General features: G+C 73.3%; 15 protein-coding genes. 2 read left to right on the forward strand and 13 right to left on the reverse strand.

Features of this window, described 5'->3' with window-relative positions:
* Positions 1-2: 2 nt before the first annotated feature.
* From NCI01_RS18765 to NCI01_RS18810, 10 genes are all read right to left on the reverse strand, one after another.
* On the reverse strand, positions 3-752 hold the full coding sequence (locus NCI01_RS18765) for a lysophospholipid acyltransferase family protein (RefSeq protein WP_254183010.1): 750 nt from the start codon (positions 750-752) through the stop codon (positions 3-5).
* Complete coding sequence (gene cmk, locus NCI01_RS18770) at positions 749-1438, reverse strand: (d)CMP kinase (protein WP_254183011.1); 690 nt, start codon at positions 1436-1438, stop codon at positions 749-751. Before cmk ends, NCI01_RS18765 begins: the two co-directional genes overlap by 4 nt.
* Before the next feature lie 11 nt (positions 1439-1449).
* Positions 1450-2547, reverse strand: coding sequence for a prephenate dehydrogenase (locus NCI01_RS18775; protein ID WP_254183012.1), 1098 nt, complete (start codon positions 2545-2547; stop codon positions 1450-1452).
* Positions 2540-2917: a chorismate mutase gene (gene aroH, locus NCI01_RS18780; protein ID WP_254183013.1), complete on the reverse strand. Its 378-nt coding sequence runs from the start codon at positions 2915-2917 to the stop codon at positions 2540-2542. Before aroH ends, NCI01_RS18775 begins: the two co-directional genes overlap by 8 nt.
* A 25-nt stretch (positions 2918-2942) precedes the next feature.
* The gene (locus NCI01_RS18785; protein WP_254183014.1) at positions 2943-3746 is read right to left on the reverse strand and encodes a pseudouridine synthase; all 804 of its coding nucleotides are present in this window, start codon (positions 3744-3746) and stop codon (positions 2943-2945) included.
* A 67-nt stretch (positions 3747-3813) separates the two neighbouring features.
* Positions 3814-4596, reverse strand: a complete 783-nt coding sequence (scpB, locus tag NCI01_RS18790) for an SMC-Scp complex subunit ScpB (protein ID WP_254183015.1) — start codon at positions 4594-4596, stop codon at positions 3814-3816.
* Complete coding sequence (locus NCI01_RS18795; RefSeq protein WP_372495210.1) at positions 4593-5495, reverse strand: segregation and condensation protein A; 903 nt, start codon at positions 5493-5495, stop codon at positions 4593-4595. Before NCI01_RS18795 ends, scpB begins: the two co-directional genes overlap by 4 nt.
* Positions 5492-5851, reverse strand: coding sequence for a hypothetical protein (locus tag NCI01_RS18800; RefSeq protein ID WP_254183016.1), 360 nt, complete (start codon positions 5849-5851; stop codon positions 5492-5494). Before NCI01_RS18800 ends, NCI01_RS18795 begins: the two co-directional genes overlap by 4 nt.
* Complete coding sequence (locus tag NCI01_RS18805; RefSeq protein ID WP_302182279.1) at positions 5836-6867, reverse strand: ParA family protein; 1032 nt, start codon at positions 6865-6867, stop codon at positions 5836-5838. The genes NCI01_RS18800 and NCI01_RS18805 overlap by 16 nt, the downstream gene beginning before the upstream one ends.
* Positions 6868-7072: 205 nt before the next feature.
* Positions 7073-9679, reverse strand: a complete 2607-nt coding sequence (locus NCI01_RS18810) for a DEAD/DEAH box helicase (protein ID WP_254183017.1) — start codon at positions 9677-9679, stop codon at positions 7073-7075.
* An 83-nt stretch (positions 9680-9762) separates the two neighbouring features.
* Between NCI01_RS18810 and NCI01_RS18815 the strand changes: the two genes are divergently transcribed.
* Both NCI01_RS18815 and NCI01_RS18820 read left to right on the forward strand, forming a co-directional pair.
* Positions 9763-10806: an ATP-binding cassette domain-containing protein gene (locus NCI01_RS18815; protein ID WP_254183018.1), complete on the forward strand. Its 1044-nt coding sequence runs from the start codon at positions 9763-9765 to the stop codon at positions 10804-10806.
* Positions 10803-11615, forward strand: coding sequence for an ABC transporter permease (locus NCI01_RS18820; RefSeq protein WP_254183019.1), 813 nt, complete (start codon positions 10803-10805; stop codon positions 11613-11615). The genes NCI01_RS18815 and NCI01_RS18820 overlap by 4 nt, the downstream gene beginning before the upstream one ends.
* Here the strand turns inward: NCI01_RS18820 and NCI01_RS18825 are convergent.
* Genes NCI01_RS18825 through ald form a run of 3 tightly spaced genes read right to left on the reverse strand, consistent with a single transcriptional unit; the run spans position 11599 to position 16768 of the window.
* On the reverse strand, positions 11599-14727 hold the full coding sequence (locus NCI01_RS18825) for an ATP-binding protein (protein WP_254183020.1): 3129 nt from the start codon (positions 14725-14727) through the stop codon (positions 11599-11601). The two genes, NCI01_RS18820 and NCI01_RS18825, sit on opposite strands and share 17 nt — an antisense overlap.
* Complete coding sequence (xerD, locus tag NCI01_RS18830) at positions 14724-15656, reverse strand: site-specific tyrosine recombinase XerD (protein ID WP_254183021.1); 933 nt, start codon at positions 15654-15656, stop codon at positions 14724-14726. Before xerD ends, NCI01_RS18825 begins: the two co-directional genes overlap by 4 nt.
* Positions 15653-16768 (reverse strand): alanine dehydrogenase, encoded by a 1116-nt coding sequence (ald, locus tag NCI01_RS18835; protein ID WP_254183022.1) that lies wholly within the window; start codon positions 16766-16768, stop codon positions 15653-15655. Before ald ends, xerD begins: the two co-directional genes overlap by 4 nt.
* Positions 16769-16775: the final 7 nt, after the last annotated feature.

A 16775-nucleotide genomic window follows, 5' to 3' on the forward strand; every position in this document is an offset into this window, starting at 1 on the left:
GATCACAGCTCTCTGGATGGCTCGGCGAGCCCGGTGTCGGGGTCGTCCTCGGATTGTCCCGCAGGAAGCGGCCCGGGCAAGGATCGGCGCGTGTCGGCGAGCGCGGTGGCCAGCTCGGACAGCAGGTGCCCTCGGAGCAACACCGACGTGGCCGCCACGTGTTCCCGGGTCCGGGGCCACGACCGCTGTGTCGTCCGCCACGGCGCTCCGAAGACGACGTCGACGGTGTCGCCGCGTCCCGGCAGGGCGTTGGCCCCGCCGCCGGACGGCCGGGTGCCGAGCATCGTGACGGGCACCACGGGCGCGCCGGTGACGAGCGCGAGGTAGGCGGCGCCGTGGTGGAAGCGGTGCAGCTCGCCGGAGCCGCGGGTGCCCTCGGGGAAGATGCCGGCCACTCCCCCGTCCCGGAGCACCCGCAGGCACGACCGGATCGCACCCGGATCGGCGCTGAACCGGTCGAGCGGGATCTGGCCCGACGCCCGCAGGAAGCGCCCGAGCCGCCCCTCGAACATCTCCTGCTTGGTCAGCGCGTGCACGGGGCGGGGCGAGAAGACGGCGAGCAGCGGGCCGTCGATGATCCCCACGTGGTTGCTCGCGAGGATGACGCCGCCCGTCGCGGGCACGCGGTCGGCGTGGTGCACTTCGACCGGCCAGCGCGTGCGGACCAGCCGCGCCGCCCCGGGGCGGAGCAGGCGCAGCAGCCGGGTCGGAGGATGCTCGGCGGCGCTGGCCGGGAGGTCCGCCCGGGTCACGCTCGTCGTGCCCGGGTGGCCAGCGCGACGATGCGGTCGATCACCTCGGCGAGGGTGAGGTGGGTGCTGTCGACGTGGACCGCGCCCTCGGCCATGGTCAGCGGCGCGGTGGCCCGTCCGGAGTCGATGCGGTCGCGCTCGAGGAGGGACTGCTGGGTGCGGGCGACGTCGGTGCCGCCCTGCTCGGCAGTACGACGCTGCGCGCGGGCGTCGGGGTCGGCGCTGAGGTAGACCTTCACCTCGGCCTGCGGCCACACGACGGAGCCGATGTCGCGGCCCTCGACCACGATGCCGCCCTCGCCGATGGCCTTGCGCTGCAGCTCGAGCAGGCGTGCGCGCACCTCCGGCACGGCGCTGACCGGGCTGACCGCGGCGTTGACCTCGTCGGCGCGGATCGCCACCGAGACGTCGGTGCCGTCGACCGTGATCGTCGGGGCCAGCGGGTCGGTGCCGGACTCGATGGTCGGGCGGCCCGCGGCGGCCGCGACCGCAGCCTCGTCGCGTACGTCGATGCCCTCGCGCAGCAGCCACCAGGTCATCGCCCGGAACATCGCGCCGGTGTCGAGGTAGCGCAGGCCCAGCCGCTCGGCCACGCCACGCGACGTGCTCGACTTGCCCGAGCCCGACGTGCCGTCGACGGCGATGACGAGGGACCCGGACGGGGAGGTGCTGTCGACGGTGCTCACGGGCGAGAAGGCTACCGGTGGGTCGTCCACCCGCGGGATTCGAGAGCCGCGAGGAGCCGCTCGGCGCTGCCCCGCTCGACGACGAGCTCGGTGAGGCCGACCGGGCGTCCCGGGTCGTGGTCGATGTGCACGTCCTCGATGTTGACGCCGATCTCCCCCGCGTCGCCGAAGAGCCGGGCCAGCTCGCCCGGGTGGTCGGGCACCGCGACGAACACCGAGCGGGTCGGACGCGCCGGGCCGCCGTGCTTGCCGGGGATCGCGGCCGTGCCGGCGTTGCCGCGGGCGAGGATCTCGACGAGGTCCGGTCCGGCGTCTGAGGCGACCGCGGTCATCAGGGCGTCGAGGTCGGCGCGGACCTCGGCCAGGAGGTCGAGCACCGCCTCGGAGTTGGCCTCGAGGATCTGCTGCCACAGCGCCGGGTCGCTCGCCGCGACGCGGGTGACGTCGCGCACGCCCTGGCCCGACAGCGCGAGGTGCTCGGCCGGGGCGGCTGCGAGTCGCCCGGCGACGAGCACCGCGGCGAGGTGCGGCAGGTGGGAGATCCGGGCGACCGCACGGTCGTGCTCCTCGGGCTCCATGACCAGCGGGGAGGCCCCGCACTCGAGCACCAGGGCCTCCACGAGGCGTACGGCGTCGGGGCGCGCCTGCGGGTGCGGCGTCACCGCCCACGGCCTGCCGTCGAACAGCGCGGCGCTGGCGGCGAGGGGTCCGGACCGCTCGCTGCCCGCCATCGGGTGTGAGCCGACGTAGCGCGCCAGGTCGTCGGGACCGACCCGGGCGGCGACCTCCTCGAGGGGCGCGGCCTTCACGCTGCCGACGTCGGTGACCACGGCACCGGTGCGGGCCAGGGCGTCGACGATCGCGTCGCCGACCGAGGCGGGCGGCACCGCCACCACGACCAGCTGCGGGTGGTCGCCCGGGCGCGCCGCGCGGCCCGCGCCGAGGCCGTGCGCGGTGCGGACGTGCTCGTCGGAGGTGTCGCGCAGCACGACCTCGATGCCGAGGCGGCTGCACACCAGGGCGATCGACGTACCGATCAGGCCGGCCCCGACGACCTCCACCGGCCCGGTCAGGGCCGGCAGGCCCACCTCGGACCGGGGGTCAGTCATGGCTGGTGGTGCGCGCCAGGTCGCGCCGCAGGTTGGCCGCCCCGTGGAGGTAGACGTGGGTGACCTCCGCTCGCGGCAGGTCGGTCTCGACGTGGGCCATCAGCCGGACGACCCGCGGCATCGAGCCCGCGATCTCAAGCTCGCGGGCACAGACCAGCGGGACGTCGGAGAAGCCCAGCTGGCGAGCGGCGTAGGCCGGGAACTCGCTGGTGAGGTCGCTGGTCGCGGTGAAGATGATCGAGATGAAGTCGTCGACCTCGAGCCGGTTGGCCTCCATCACGTCGGTCACGAGCTCCGCCACCCGGTCCAGCATGTGCTCGCGGGTGTCCTCCTCGAGCTGGGTCGCCCCACGCACTGCTCTCACTGCCACGCGAGGAGCCTAGCCGCGCCCGGGCTCAGAGCTGCGCGCTGTCCATCAGCTCGCCGAGCTCGGCGACCGTCAGCTCGCGCATCTCCCCCGACCGCAGCCGGGACAGCGTCACCGGGCCGATCTGGGTGCGGGTCAGCCGGGTCACGGGGTGCCCGACGTGGGCGAGGAGGCGCCGCACGATGCGGTTGCGCCCCTCGTGGATCGTGAGCTCGACGATGGAGCGCTTGCTGCCCTCCCGCCGGGGGTCGCCGCCGACCACCCGGGCGTGCGTGACGGTCACGGGGCCGTCGTCGAGCGTCACCCCGGCGAGCAGCTCGCGGACCGTGCGCACGTGCACCTCGCCCTCGACCTCGGCGACGTAGGTCTTGTCCACCTCGTGCGAGGGGTGGGCGAGGTGCTGGGCGAAGTCGCCGTCGTTGGTGAGGATGATCAGGCCCTCGGTGTCGGTGTCGAGGCGACCGACGTGGAAGAGCCGCTCGGGACGGTCGGCGACGAGGTCGCCGAGCGTGCGCCGGCCCTCGGGGTCCGACATCGTCGAGACCACGCCGCGTGGCTTGTTGAGCACCAGGTAGACCTTGTCGCTGATCGGGGGCAGCCGCTTGCCCTCGACCCGGATGACGGCCGTGCGGGGGTCGACCTTCGTGCCGAGCCGGGTGACGACCTCGCCGTCGACCTCGACGAGCCCGTCGAGCATCAGCTCCTCGCACTTGCGGCGGCTGGCGACGCCGGACTGGGCGAGCAGCTTCTGCAGGCGGATCAGGCCGTCCTCGTCGGTCGCCGGGCGCTGGGAGGCGGGCTGGTCGTTGTCGGGTGCGTCGTGGGGCTTCATCGGGTCCTCATCAGCTTTTCGGGGTCCCCGCGAAAGCGCGAGCGAAGCGAGTGGTTTCGTGGGGTGTTCATGAGATCTCGGTCCCGCCGTCGGGCTCGGTGCCCGCTCCGGAGTGGGGCGAGGGGTGGTGGTGCGGCACGGACGGGGTCGGCTCGGGCGCAGGGGCCGGCTCGGGCTCGGGCTCGGGCTCCGGGGTGGGCTCGGGTGCCGGCTCGGCGGGGCCGTCCAGGCCGGCGACGCTGGCGAGCTCGTCCTCGAGGTCGTCCATGTCGGGCAGGTAGGGCGCGAGCTCGGGCAGCTCGTCGAGCGAGGTGATGCCGATGCGCTCGAGGAAGTAGGAGGTGGTGCGGTAGAGGTTGGCGCCGCTCTGCTCGTCCTGACCGGCCTCCTCGACCAGCCCGCGGGTGAGGAGGGTGCGCATGACGCCGTCGACGTTGACCCCGCGGATCGCCGACACCCGGGCGCGCGAGACCGGCTGCTTGTAGGCGACCACCGACAGCGTCTCCAGCGCGGCCTGGGTGAGCCGCGCCTGCTGGCCCTCGAGGACGAACGACTCCACGACCCCGGCCATCTCCGGACGCGAGTAGAAGCGCCAGCCTCCCGCCACCGAGCGCAGATCGAAGCCGCGGCCCTGCTCGGTGTACTCGGCTGCCAAGGCCTCCAGCGCCGCCTCGACCTCCTCGACCGGGTGCCCGACCACCGAGGCCAGGCGGACGGTGGCGAGCGGCTCGTCGGAGACCATCAGGATCGCTTCGAGCGCCGGACGCAGCTCGGCGACCGCCACGTCGAGCGTGTCGTCGGCAGGACGGTCCGCGGCGTCACCCTGGGTGCTGTCGGGCTGCTGGCTCACTGGTCCTCCTCGGGCTCGTCGGCGGCGGCCGGCGGCATGGTGTCATCATCGTCGCCCGGCGGGGCGCCGTCGAACTCGTCGTGGATGTCCACCTCGCCGTCCTCCGCCCCGGTCCAGCGCACGGTCAGCTCCCCCAGAGGCGTCACCTGGTCGAAGGACACCGCGCCCTCGCGGAAGAGCTCGAGGAGCGATAGGAAGCGGGCCACCGTGGTGAGCCGGTCGGGCGAGTCGCCGCACAGGGCCCGGAACGTCATCGTGCCGCTGCGGCGCAGCCGGTCGACGACGAGGTGGGCCTGCTCGCGCACGCTGACCTTGGCGGCGTGGATGTGGTGCAGTGACACCTCGAGGACGGGCTTGGGCTCCAAGGCGCGCGCCGCGAGGCGGGCGAACTCGTCGAGGCCGATGCCGATCAGCACCTCGGGCAGCAGGGTCGCGAAGCGCTCCTCGAGCCCGACCGCACGCGGGTGCCGGAGCGACTCCGAGGCCAGGCGCTCCTCCAGCACTGAGGCCACCAGCTTGAAGGCGCGGTACTGCATGAGCCGCGCGAATAGCAGGTCCCGTGCCTCGAGGAGGGCGAGGTCCTCCTCGTCCTCCACGTCGCCCTGCGGGAGCAACCGGGCGGCCTTCAGGTCGAGCAGGGTCGCCGCGACGACGAGGAAGGACGTGGTCTGCTCGAGGTCCCAGGCGCCGCCGAGGTTCTTCACGTGGGCGATGAACTCGTCGGTGACCTGCGACAGCGCGACCTCGGTGATGTCGAGCTTGTGCTTGGCGATGAGGCCGAGCAGGAGGTCGAAGGGCCCCTCGAAGTTGTCCAGGCGTACGGCGAACGCCGGGGCCTCGCTGCCCGGCTCGAGCGCGCCTCCGGCCGAGGGGTCCGGGGCCGCGGGGCGGTTGCTCACTCGTCGAGCAGCCGTCGCACCAGCGCGCTGTCGGCGCCCTGGGCCTCGAGGTCGGCGAGCACGAGCGCCAGCGCCTCCCGGACGAGGCGGCCCCGGTCGACGGCGAGGCCGTGCTCGCGTCGCAGCGTCAGGCGGGCGTGCTCGATGTCGAGGAGCTCGTCGGAGGTGACGTAGACCGTCATCTTCTCGTCGTGCCGCACCCGCCCGCTGGGCTTGCGCGGACCGGCGGGCTCGGCGTCGTCGGCCACGGCTCGTACGCGGCGCGGGCGCTGCCCCGGAGCGGGCTCAGCGGCGGCGGCGTCGGAGGTCGGCCGGAACAGGTCGTCCGCGGCCGGCATGCTCACTCGGCGGGCCACCGGGTCACCACCTCCTTGGCCAGCTGGCGGTAGGCGTCGGCGCCGGTCGACGACGAGGCGTAGGACGTGATCGGCTCGCCCGCGACCGTGGCGTCGGAGAACTTCACCGTGCGGCGGATGACCGTGTGGAAGACCTTGTCGCCCCACGCCGACACCAGGCGCTCCATGACCTCGCGGCTGTGCAGCGTGCGCCCGTCGAACATGGTGCCCAGCACGCCGTCGATCTCGAGCTTGGGGTTGAGCCGCTCGCGCACCTTGTCGATGGTCGTCTTCAGCAGCGCCACGCCGCGCAGCGCGAAGTACTCGCACTCCAGCGGCACGATGACGCCGTCGGAGGCGGTCAGCGCGTTGACGGTCAGCAGGCCGAGCGACGGCTGGCAGTCGATGAGGATGACGTCGTAGTGCTCGAGCGCCGGGGCGAGCACGCGCTGCAGCGTCTGCTCGCGCGCCACCTCGTGCACCAGCTGGACCTCGGCGGCGGAGAGGTCGATGTTGGAGGGCAGCAGGTCCATGCCCTCGATGCCGGACGGGACCACGACCTCGTCGAGCGTGGTCTCGCGGTCCATCAGCAGGTTGTAGATGGTCAGGTCCATCTCGTGCGGGTTGAGCCCGAGGCCGACGGACAGCGAGCCCTGCGGGTCGAAGTCGACGAGCAGCACCTTGCGCCCGAACTCGGCGAGCGATGCGCCGAGGTTGATCGTGGTGGTGGTCTTGCCGACCCCGCCCTTCTGGTTGCACATGGAGACGACGCGGGCGCGGCCGTGCTCGGTGACCGCCGGCGGGTCGGGGAACACGGGCATCGGACGCCCGGTCGGTCCGAGGGGCTTCTCGGCCTCGAGGGTGGTCGTGGCACGCGTCTCGATCGGACGCTCGAAGGGGATCGGCTGGGTCACGGTCTGCTCGTCTCGCGGGGTGGGGCCGGGCTGGGGGGTCTGCGGGTGCGGTGGTCGGACGAGGGGCGGCATCTCGGGGGCACTGCTGCCCGTGTGCTGACCGGGGAATCCCGCACCGCTCATGACTGCTCCTCGTCGCATCTGTCGTGCATCGCCGCGCATCGGCCTGGACCTCGATTGGACCACGCCGGACGCCTCGGACTTTGTCGACACGTCGACAGTTCCTGCACGGGTTCAACACGCACGACGGGCCCGCCCGGGGCCCGGCCTGCGCTGCACCGCGCGGGACTCTACGCGCCTGGTCGTGGCCGCGCCGGAGCGGCCGTCCTCACGCGTCCCCGAGCCGCCGCATCCCGGTGGTCGCGAGCACCAGCTCACCGGCACTGTCGGTCGCGTCGCAGTCGACGACCGCGTCGATGACCCAGTCGTGGTGGCCCTCGGGGTCGTGGATCGTCTGGCGTACGTCGCGCAGCCGCGCGGTCGTGCCCTCCTCCGCGCCGACCGGCTCGCCGGTGCGCTCCTCCCCCACGACCAGCAGGTCGGGACCGCGGGCGTCGCCGTCGGTGAGCACGCGGTCGTGCTCGGCGTAGTAGTCCTCCAGCGCCGCGTCCCACACCGACCGCCCGACGACGACCTGCCGGGGCGGGTCGGTGCGGTCGGCGGCGGCGCGCTCCAGGCGCACCAGCCCGTCGAGGTCGTCGCGCGAGACCGCGTCCACGCGGGCCCACATCGCGTTGCGCACCATCACGCGGAAGGGGCGCTCCTGCTTCGAGAGGGGCCGCGGCGGGGGCGGCGGCTCGTGGTGCGCGACGGCGGAGGACGCGTGGTCCGGGTCCGAGAGCGCCTCCCACTCGTCGAGCAGCGAGGAGTCGGTCTGGCGCACGGTCTCGCCCAGCCACTCGATGACGTCCTCGACCTCGGGGGCGCGGTGCGTCTCAGGGACGGTCTGGCGGAGCGTGCGGTAGGCGTCGGTGAGGTAGCGCAGCACCAGGCCCTCGGACCGCGCGAGCTGGTAGCGGCTGACGAAGTCGGTGAACCCCATCCCCTGCTCCCACATCTCGCGCACCACCGACTTGGGGCCGAGCGCGTCGTCGGGCAGCCAGGGGTGGGTCTGCCGGTAGGTCTCGTAGAGGGCCTCGAGGAGCTCGCGCAGCGGCTGCGGCCAGGTGATCTCCTCCAGCAGCGCCATCCGCTCGTCGTACTCGATGCCGTCGGCCTTCATCTCCCCGATCGCGACGCCCCGGGCGGCGTGCTGCTGCGCCATCAGGATCTGCCGGGGTGCCTCGAGGACCGCCTCGACGATCGAGACCACGTCGAGGCCGTAGGTCTCCGACTCCGGGTCGAGCACGTCGAAGGCGGCCAGCGCGAAGTGGGCGAGCGGCTGGTTGAGCGCGAAGTCGACGGGCAGGTCGACGGTCAGCACGAAGCGGCGACCGTGCTCGTCGGGCTCGTCGAGGCGGGTGACGATGCCGGTGCGCACGAGCGAGCGCGACAGCCGCAGCGCCCGCCGGGCCAGGCGCAGCTGTCCCCGCCGCTCCTCGTGGTTGTCGGTGACCAGCCGACGCACCACCGCGACGGCGTCCTCCTCGCGGGACACGACGTTGATCAGCATCGCGTTGTCGACCTTCATCCGGCTCGTCAGCCGCTCGGGCACGCCGGCCACGAGCTTGTCGAAGGTCTGCTCGGTCCACACGACGGTGCCCTCGGGCGCCTTCTTGAGCTGCGCCTTCGACTTCTTCTTCCCCGCAGCCTGCCGGGCGGCGATCTTGGCCTTCTGCTGCTCGTTCTCGATCACGTGCTCCGGCGCCTGTACGACGACGTAACCGGCGGTGTCGTAGCCCGCCCGGCCGGCGCGGCCGGCGATCTGCTGGAACTCCCTCGTGCGGAGCACCCGCTGCCGGTTGCCGTCGAACTTGGCGAGCCCGGTGAACAGCACGGTGCGGATCGGCACGTTGATGCCGACCCCGAGGGTGTCGGTGCCGCAGATGACGCGCAGCAGGCCCGCCTGGGCCAGCGTCTCCACCAGCCGCCGGTACTTCGGCAGCATCCCGGCGTGGTGCACGCCGATGCCGTTGCGGACCAGGCGCGACAGCGTCTTGCCGAAGCCCGCACCGAAGCGGAAGGCGCCGATCCGCTCGGCGATCGCGTCCTTGTCCACCTTGGCCGGCGGCCGGCGCAGCAGGTTGGTCGCGTGCTCGACGGCGGCGGCCTGGGTGAAGTGGACGACGTAGACCGGGTCCTGGCCGGTGCTCACCAGCTCCTCGAGCGTGTCGTCGAGGGGCTCCATCGACCACCGGAAGCTCAGCGGAACCGGGCGTTCGGCGTCGTCGACCACAGCGGTGTCGCGACCGGTCCGCCGCTTCAGGTCCTCCACGAAGAAGGACACGTCGCCCAGCGTCGCCGACATGAGCAGGAACTGGGCGTCGACGAGCTCGAGGAGCGGCACCTGCCAGGCCCAGCCGCGGTCGCCCTCGGAGTAGAAGTGGAACTCGTCCATCACCACGAGCCCCACGTCGGCCGAGCGGCCCTCCCGCAGCGCGATGTTGGCCAGCACCTCGGCGGTGCAGCAGATGATCGGGGCGTCCGGGTTGACCGCGGCGTCGCCGGTGAGCATCCCGACGTTGTCGGCGCCGAACACCTCGATGAGCGCGAAGAACTTCTCGCTCACCAGCGCCTTGATCGGCGCGGTGTAGAAGCTGACCTCGTCGCGTGCAAGCGCCGCCACGTGGGCGCCGATGGCGACCAGCGACTTCCCGGACCCGGTCGGGGTGGCGAGGACGACGTGGTTGCCGCCGAGCAGCTCGATCACGGCCTCGTCCTGGTGCGGGTAGAGGTCGAGCCCCTGGTCGGCCACCCAGCCGGTGAAGGCGTCGTAGACCGCGTCGGGGTCGGCGCCCGTCGGCACCCGCGTGTCGAGGCGCACTGGATCCGGCATGCGTCGATCCAACCACCCGCCGGTTTCGCGTCCACCGGCGCCACGCAACCACCGTGAAACCGGGCGGGCGCACGCTTCGGGACATGACCACACATGACACCGACCTCGCCGTCAGGGCCACCGGGCTCGTCAAGCAGTTCGGCGACCAGCGGGCCGTCGACCACGTCGACCTCGAGGTCCGCCGGGGGGAGGTCTTCGGCGTCCTGGGCCCCAACGGCGCCGGCAAGACCACCACGCTCCGGATGCTCGCCACCCTCCTCCACATCGACGCGGGCGAGGCAACGATCTTCGGCCACGACGTCCGTGCCGAGCCCCACGCCGTACGCCGGCTGCTGGGCGTCACTGGCCAGTACGCCTCGGTCGACGAGAACCTCACCGCGTCGGAGAACCTCTGGCTGTTCGCGCGGCTCCAGGGCCTCGGCCGCACCGAGGCGCGCGCCCGCGGCGCCGAGCTGCTCGAGCAGTTCGACCTGGCCGAGGCGGCGAGAAAGCCGATCTCGGCCTTCTCCGGCGGCATGCGGCGGCGGCTCGACCTGGCCGCCAGCCTGCTCACCCGGCCGCCGCTGATCTTCCTCGACGAGCCGACCACCGGCCTCGACCCGCGCACCCGCGGACAGATGTGGGACACCATCCGCGACCTCGTCCGCACCGGGTGCACGGTGCTGCTCACCACGCAGTACCTCGACGAGGCCGACCAGCTCGCCGACCGGATCGCCGTGATCGACCGGGGCCGCAAGGTCGCGGAGGGCACCGCCGACGAGCTCAAGTCGTCGGTCGGCCAGTCCGCGCTGCAGCTCCAGCTCGCCGACCCCGCCGACCTGCCCCTGGTGGAGCAGGAGGTACGACGACTGCTCGGCGAGGAGGCCGTCCTCACCCCGGAGGCGCGACGCGTCAACGTGCCGCTCACCCGCACCGACCAGTCGGTCGACGTGCTCGTCGCCCTCCGGGACCACGACGTGGTGATCGAGTCGGTCACGGTCCAGAAGCCGTCGCTCGACGAGGTGTTCCTCGCCCTGACCGGCCACGACACCCACGACGCCGAGCGCGACGACGTCGCACCGCCCGCCCAGGCCGACCAGGCCGACCACACCGACCACACCGACCCGCAGATGGAGGCAGCCCGATGAGCAGCCTGACCGTGTCCGACCCCACCGCCGACCTTCCCACCCGTCCAGGGCTCGGCGACACCGTGAGCCAGACCGTGACCCTCGCCTGGCGGGCGACCATGAAGATGCGTCGCAGCCTGGAGGTGATGTTCGACGTCACCATCCAGCCGCTCGTCTTCACCGGGATGTTCGCCTACATCTTCGGGGGCGCCATCTCCGGTGACGTCGACAGCTACCTCCCCCTCATCATCCCCGGGCTGATCGGCCAGACGGTGCTGACCGCCTGCGTCGCCACCGGTGTCCAGCTGCGCACCGACATGGACACCGGCGTCTTCGACCGCTTCAAGGTGCTGCCGATCTCGCGCATCGCCCCGCTCGCCGGGCCGATGGTCGCCGACCTGCTCCGCTACTTCATCGCGTCGGTGCTGACCTTCGCGGTGGGCATCGCGATCGGCTACCGCCCCGGCGGTGGCGTCCCGGGCGTCGCCGGCGCCGTGCTGCTCGCGATGCTGGCGGGCTGGTCCCTGGCGTGGATCTTCACGCTGTTCGGCATCGTGGGTCGCAACGCCCAGGCCGTGCAGGGCATCTCGCTTCTCGTCATGTTCCCGCTGACGTTCCTGTCCAACGCGTTCGTGCCGACCGAGACGATGCCGGGACCGCTGCGCGCCTTCGCCGAGGTCAACCCGGTGTCGCTGGTGATCACCGCCATCCGCGACCTGGCCAACGACGGTGCCGTCACCGGCGACGTCGGCTGGGCCCTGCTCGGGTGCGGCGTCGTCATCGCGGTCTTCGCCCCGCTGTCCGTGCGGGCCTTCAACCGGAAGATGTGACCCACTCCTGCCGCAGCCGGTCCACCGTCGCGGCAGCGTCCGGCACCAGCTCCGCGCCCGGGCGGTCGGCCAGCTCCTCGACGAGCCGGCCGACCCGCCCGGGCAGCACCGCGTCGGCGAGGTGCGCCAGGGGCTCCCACGCCATGACCGGGATGCTGCGGTTGTAGGCCCAGCGGTGCGCGACCGCCAGCAGGTGCACCGCGTCGGCGTGCTGGTGGCCGGAGCCGTGGCGCAGCACCCACGACGCCAGCGCGACCAGCAGCACGCCGTTGAGCGGCAGGTCGGTGAACCACAGCGTGCCGACCGGGCCGCTTCCACCGTCGCCGGCGACCAGGTCGCGCAGCTCCTCGGCCCGTGGGTCGGGCCCGGGACCTCCGTGCCGGACCCGGGCCACCAGCGCGGCGGACGCAGCGATCGCCAGCCACGGCGACGCGACCGGCCCTCCCTCGACGTCGGCGACCAGCTCGACGGCCGCGTCGTAGCGCGCGATGGCCTCCCCGTGGTCGCCCTTCGCGAGGGCGAGCTCGGCCTGGGCCACGCACCACGTCAGGCGGGCGCCCATCTGCGCCGAGTCACCGTCCGGCGGGCCGAACGTCTCGAGCAGCCGCTCAGCCTCCGCGACGTCACCGTCGAGCAGCGGCGCGATCGCGGTCGCGACCTGGAGGCTGTAGGCGTCGGTGACCGAGTGGATCCGCTCGAGGAGCGGCCACGCGACCTCCGCGTGCCGCGCCGCCCGGTGGTGGTCGCCCGACGTCATCGCGAGCTGGCTGAGCTCGGCGTGCAGGGACGCGCTCAGGTAGGGCGGGAGCGGCCCGCGCAGCGCTTCCTCCGCATAGCGGCGCGCGGTGTCGACGTCGCCGCCGTTCTCCGCGACGATCGCGGCCCACAGCAGCAGCGCACCGGCCATCGCCGGTCGCGTCTGCCGGGCGGCGACCTCGGCGAGCCTGGCCGGGGTGCCGCCTTCGGCGACGTGGACGGTGTGGGCGATCAGGCCCCACGTGCCCGTCGGAGGCTCGCCCTGCACCAGGAGGGCACGCAGGCCGCCCAGGTCGACCCCAGGCATCCAGCTGAGGTGGATCATCAGGACGCCTGCGGCCTCCTGCGCGTGGGTGTGCAGGCCGTCGGGGACCTCCCAGCCCGCGAGCAGGTCGGCGGCCGCGTCGCAGATCGCGAAGATCCTGGGTTGGTCGCCGGTGATCGTCCAGACGCTGCCCAGCAGCGACACCAGTGTGGCCACCAGCTCGCGGTCACCCGTCGCCAAGGAGTGGCGCAGCACGTCGGTGAGGTTGTTCTGCTCGCGCACGAGCGCGTCCACCAGGGCGACCTGGTCGTCGGCGAGCACGAGGTCCGCGGACCGGTCGGCGAGCTCGCGCGCCCACTGCCGCTGCGCCTCCCCCGCCGCCTCGACCTCGCCGCGGCGCGCGAGCTGCGTCGCGGCGTACTCCCGGATCGTCTCGAGCGCTCGGAACCGCGCGGACCCGCCCTCCTCGGTGATCACCAGGAGCGACTGCTCGACGAGCGAGTCGACCAGGTCGAGCGCGGCCGCGCCGAGCACCGCCGCGGCGGTGGCGCGGTCGAAGCCGTCCTGGAAGACCGAGAGCCAGGCCAGCGCCCTCTGCTCGTCGTCGGTGAGCAGGTCCCACGACCAGGCGATGACCGCCTCGAGGGTCCGGTGCCGGTCCGGGGTGCTCCGGTCCCGGCTGCGCAACGTGGCGAAGCGGTCGTCGAGGGCGGCGGCGACCTCGGCCGCCGTCATCGTCCGGACCCTGGCTGCCGCCAGCTCGACGGCGAGCGGCAGGCCGTCGAGGCGGTCGACCACCGCGTGCACGGCCTCGGGCTCCAGGCGCGCGTCGGGCCGGGTGGCCGACGCGCGTCGCACGAAGAGCTCCTCCGCGTCGGGGGTCGAGAGCTGGCTCAGCGGCACCGCGCGCTCGGCGCCGAGACGGAGCGGGGCACGGCTCGTGGCGAGCACCCGCAGGTCGCGGGTGGTGGCGAGCAGGAACGCCACGAGCGCCGCCACGGGCTCGAGCACGTGCTCGCAGTTGTCGAGCACCAGCAGCGTCGGCCCGGCGTCCAGCTCCTGCGCGAGCCGGCTGCGGACGTCGGCCTGCTGGGCGGGGGTGAGCGCGCGGCGGGCGGTCACCGACCCCCGGACGCCGAGCGCCCCACCGATCGCGACGACCACGTCTTCGCCCGCCCCGACACCGACGAGCTCGACGACGTGGACGCGGGGCAGGGTCGACTCCCGGGCGAGCACCTGCGCGACGCTGGTCTTGCCGATGCCGCCGGGGCCGAGCACCGTCACCAGGCGTGACGAGGCGAGCGCCGCGCGCAGCCGTGCCAGGTCCTGCTCGCGGCCGAGCAGCCCGGCACCGTCGTAGCGCAGGCCGGTGCGCACCGGGTCGTCGGCGGCGAGCAGCTCGCGGTGCAGGTGCTGGAGCTCGGGGGGCGGGTCGACCCCGAGGCGGTCGGCGAGGTCGAGCCGGTAGGCCTCGTAGCGCCCGAGCGCGACCGCCGGCCCGCCGATCGCCGCCATGGTGCGCAGCAGGTCGCCCAGCACGGTCACGTCGTCGCGCCAGCGGTCGGCCGCGGCCTCGAGGAGCGGGAGCGCCTCGGCGTGCCTGCCCTGCCGTGCCAGCGCGCGACCGAGCAGGTCGTCGGCGGCCTCGAGCGTCCGGGACGCCAGCAGCCGCAGGCGCGCCAGCGGGCCCGACGCGTCGTCGACGGCGGGCTCGGGCCACGCGCGCGCCAGCTCGGCCTGCTCCGCCGCCGCGACCGCGTCGCCTGCCGCCAGCGACTCGCGGGCGCCGGCCACGTGGAGTCCCAGCGCGAGCACGTCGACCTCGTCCGGCTCGAGCCCGAGCCGGTAGCCGGTCTCGGTGAGCTCGACGACGTCCGCCGCGGTCGCGGAGCGGGCCCGGGAGACGATCACCTGCAGCGCCTTGCCGGGCGTCGCCGGCGGCTCGTCCTCCCAGATCTGCTCCACGAGCTGCGCGACGGTGAGGCCGCGCGGCTCCAGCACGAGAGCGGCCAGCAACGCGTGGAGCCGGGCGCCCGCGATCGGCGTAGCGTCCCAGGCGGGCGTGCCGAGCAGCTCGAGCCTGGTCGTCACTCGCGGGCTCGCGGATGGGCCGTGGCGAAGACCTCCCGCAGGTTGTCGACGGTGACGAGCGTGTAGACCTGCGTCGTCGTGACGGAGGCGTGCCCGAGGAGCTCCTGGACGACGCGCACGTCGGCGCCGCCGTCGAGCAGGTGGGTGGCGAAGGAGTGCCGCAGCGTGTGAGGTGACACCGACGCCGTCACGCCGGCTCGCTCGGCGGCCTTCACCAGCACCGCCCAGGCGCTCTGCCGCGACAGCCGGCCGCCCCGCGAGTTGAGGAACATGGCCGGTCCGCCCTTGCCGGCGCCGACCAGCTCGGGGCGTGCGCGCGTCAGGTAGGCGGCCACCGCGTCGCGGGCGTAGCCGCCGACCGGGACCAGCCGTTCCTTGCCGCCCTTGCCCTGCAGCAGCACCGTGCCGTCGACCTGGTCGAGGTCGTCGACGTCGAGCCCGACGGCCTCGGAGATCCGCGCACCGGTGCCGTAGAGCAGCTCCAGCAGGGCCCGGTCCCGCAGCGCGAGCACCGTGTCGGGGGCACCGGCCGCCTCGAGGATGGCCTCGACGTCGGACAGCGGCAGCGCCTTGGGCAGCCGCTTGGCGGGCGTCGGTGGCTTGACGGCAGCCGCCGGGTCGGCCTGGGCGAGCCCGTCGGACACGGCGAACTTGTGGAAGCCGCGCACCGCCACCACCGTCCGCGCCGCCGAGGTCGCGCTCAACGGGGGGTGGTCCTCGCTGCCCTCGCGCAGGCTGACGAGGAACGCCGCGACCGTCGCCTCGGTGACCGCGTCGAGGTCGTCGATGCCCTGGCCGGACAGGAACTCGTCGTAGCGAGCCAGGTCACGCCGGTAGGAGCTCAGCGTGTTGGTCGCCAGTCCGCGCTCGACCGCCAGGTGGTCGAGGTAGGTGCGGACCGCGCGGTCCAGCCTCGCCCCGGAGCTCACCCGAGGACGGTATCGAGTTCCACCGACTCGATGCCCACCGCAGCGCCCACCGGCGCGTTGGTCAGCTGGCCCGCGTGGGTGTTGAGGCCGAGGGCGAGGCTCCGGTCGTCGCGCAGCGCCTGCTGCCAGCCCTTGTCGGCCAGCGCCACCGCGTAGGGAAGCGTCGCGTTCGTCAGGGCGTACGTCGACGTGTTGGGCACCGCGCCCGGCATGTTGGCCACGCAGTAGAAGACCGAGTCGTGCACCTCGTAGGTCGGGTCGTCGTGCGTCGTGGCGTGCGAGTCCTCGAAGCACCCGCCCTGGTCGATGGCGATGTCGACGAGCACGGAGCCGGGCTTCATCCGCGAGACCAGCTCGTTGCTGACCAGCTTGGGCGCGGCCGCGCCCGGGATCAGGACGGCGCCGATCACCATGTCGGCCTCCATCACCTGCTGCTCGATGGCGAGCTTGGACGAGGCCAGGCCGTGGACGCGGTTGTTGTAGCGCCAGAACGACATCCGCAGCTTGTCGAGGTCGGTGTCGAGCAGCGTCACGTCGGCGCCCATGCCGAGCGCGATGTTGGCGGCGTTCTGGCCCGACACGCCGGCACCGATGATGACGACCTTGGCGTTGGCCACGCCGCCGACGCCACCCATGAGCACGCCGCGGCCGCCGTTGGCCTTGAGCAGCGCGTGCGCACCGACCTGCGGGGCGAGGCAGCCGGCGACCTCGGACATCGGGTAGAGCAGCGGCAGCCCGCCCGAGGGCAGCTGCACGGTCTCGTACGCGATCGCGGTGACCTTGCGCTGCATCAGCTCCTCGGTCAACGGCTTGTCAGCAGCCAGGTGGAGGTAGGTGAAGAGGGTCTGGCCCTCCCGCATCCGCTCGTACTCCTCGGCGACCGGCTCCTTGACCTTGAGGACCATCTCGGCCTCGCCCCACACGTCGTCGGCCGTGTCGAGCATGGTCGCGCCCGCGGCGACGTACTCCTCGTCGAGGATCTGCGAGCCCTCGCCCGCGGTCTTCTGGACCACGACCTCGTGGCCGTGCTGGACCAGCTCGTGCACGCCGATGGGGGTCAGAGCCACGCGGTACTCGCGGTTCTTGACTTCCTTGGGTACGCCGACCTTCATCGCCTTG

This window comes from Nocardioides pinisoli (assembly GCF_024199985.1).
GTDB classification, from domain to species: Bacteria; Actinomycetota; Actinomycetes; order Propionibacteriales; family Nocardioidaceae; genus Nocardioides; species Nocardioides pinisoli.

What these genes read in the sequence shown, in the direction of transcription:
- NCI01_RS18805 (WP_302182279.1), bottom strand. Translation starts at nt 6,867, where the DNA reads ATGAGCGGTGCGGGATTCCCCGGTCAGCACACGGGCAGCAGTGCCCCC.
- NCI01_RS18815 (WP_254183018.1), top strand. Translation starts at nt 9,763, where the DNA reads ATGACCACACATGACACCGACCTCGCCGTCAGGGCCACCGGGCTCGTC.
- NCI01_RS18820 (WP_254183019.1), top strand. Translation starts at nt 10,803, where the DNA reads ATGAGCAGCCTGACCGTGTCCGACCCCACCGCCGACCTTCCCACCCGT.
- NCI01_RS18785 (WP_254183014.1), bottom strand. Translation starts at nt 3,746, where the DNA reads ATGAAGCCCCACGACGCACCCGACAACGACCAGCCCGCCTCCCAGCGC.
- NCI01_RS18810 (WP_254183017.1), bottom strand. Translation starts at nt 9,679, where the DNA reads ATGCCGGATCCAGTGCGCCTCGACACGCGGGTGCCGACGGGCGCCGAC.
- ald (WP_254183022.1), bottom strand. Translation starts at nt 16,768, where the DNA reads ATGAAGGTCGGCGTACCCAAGGAAGTCAAGAACCGCGAGTACCGCGTG.
- NCI01_RS18775 (WP_254183012.1), bottom strand. Translation starts at nt 2,547, where the DNA reads ATGACTGACCCCCGGTCCGAGGTGGGCCTGCCGGCCCTGACCGGGCCG.